The 1,389-nt window shown below is 42.6% G+C and carries 1 protein-coding gene and 1 pseudogene; both read left to right on the forward strand.

The window, feature by feature from the left end:
* Positions 1-459: pseudogene (locus F6K49_RS49325) on the forward strand (serine protease); the annotation flags it as partial.
* A gap of 369 nt (positions 460-828) precedes the next feature.
* Positions 829-1,389: hypothetical protein (locus F6K49_RS49330; RefSeq protein WP_293110070.1), on the forward strand; the 561-nt coding region annotated here is incomplete at its 3' end.

A 1,389-nucleotide genomic window follows, 5' to 3' on the forward strand; every position in this document is an offset into this window, starting at 1 on the left:
GACACCTTTTTGATTGGTACTGACCACGCCGTCTACCACAAGTGGTGGGATGGCTCGGCTTGGCGCGGCTGGGAAAACTTAGGAGGCTACTCTATTTCTGCACCCGCAGCAGTGTCTTGGGGTCCAAACCATATCGCTATCTTTACCATTGGTCGCGATCGCGCTCTATACTACAAGACCTGGAATGGTTCCATTTGGAGTCCATGGGAAAAACTGGGAGGCTACTGTCAGTATGGTGTAGCCGCTGTGTCCAGGGGAGTCAACCAGCTCGATTGTTTCGTCATTGGATCCATGGGCAAGGTCTATTGCCGTTCCTGGGATGGTTCTGCCTGGAAAAATTGGAAAAACCTAGGTGGTTACAGCATTGCTGGGGTAGCAGCAGCATCTTGGGGAGCTGACCGCCTTGATGTTTTTGTCGCCGCTGGTGATCATGCTCTGCACCACAAGTGGATGGGTTGAGGTAAAGATTACTTATTAAGGAATTAAAGGAAAAGGGCATGCATGGAGAATGCTATCATTTATAATTGCCCTTTTCCTTTCCTAATTAAATAGCATAAAACCTAGTCTGAATTCCGGTTAGTCAATTATTATATTATTAATACCATTACTGCTAATTTTATTAAAAATAATAACAATTTTAAAGTTAAAATCAAACCTTATTACTTAACATATTAATCCTAAACTAATTTAATTGTAATATTGTTTTGTTCCCTGTTCCCTGTTCCCTGTTCCCTGTTCCCTGTTCCCTGTTCCCTGTTCCCTTTACTACACTTTTAATGTAACAATTAACCAACATCCAATAATTATAAGTATTCAACCGCAATCGATATGATGGAAAGCACAGACTTGATCAATCAAAACCCAATAGAGCCGATTCTTGTAAAAATGCCTGGAGAAGATGGATCAACTGGGTCAACTATTGATCAAAGTATGCCGAAAGAGGTAGCTATTGAGCATGGTGTGAATACCTTGGTTAATGACGTAGTAGATCAAGCCTTAGTGCAGGTTAAAAGTAACCAAGAACTGCAATTAGTGCGGGAAAGGGTTGCTACAGTCATGGGAGATACCCTTAAGGAAATAGCTGCTGAACACCCTCAGTGTCAAAGCCCACTGGCAACAGGTGTTAGCCCAATGAATAATAATAATACTAATACTAATAATAGTGCAGTTGAGTGTGGTATCAGTCGGCCAAAGCAAGTTCAAGAGCTAGGCTTTACTGAGTTTACTGCTGGGCTGATCAACAGTACTTTCGACGCTATCATGGGTGCAACTATAAAGCAGATGGAAGCCTATCGGGAACTTGTAGCCAATCTCGCTAAAACTCTGGCTCAGTTCCAGGCGGAGAATGTCTCTGATGTCCAAATTACTGACCATCTTGTCCAACACTAC

It is taken from the genome of Moorena sp. SIO3I6, assembly GCF_010672095.1.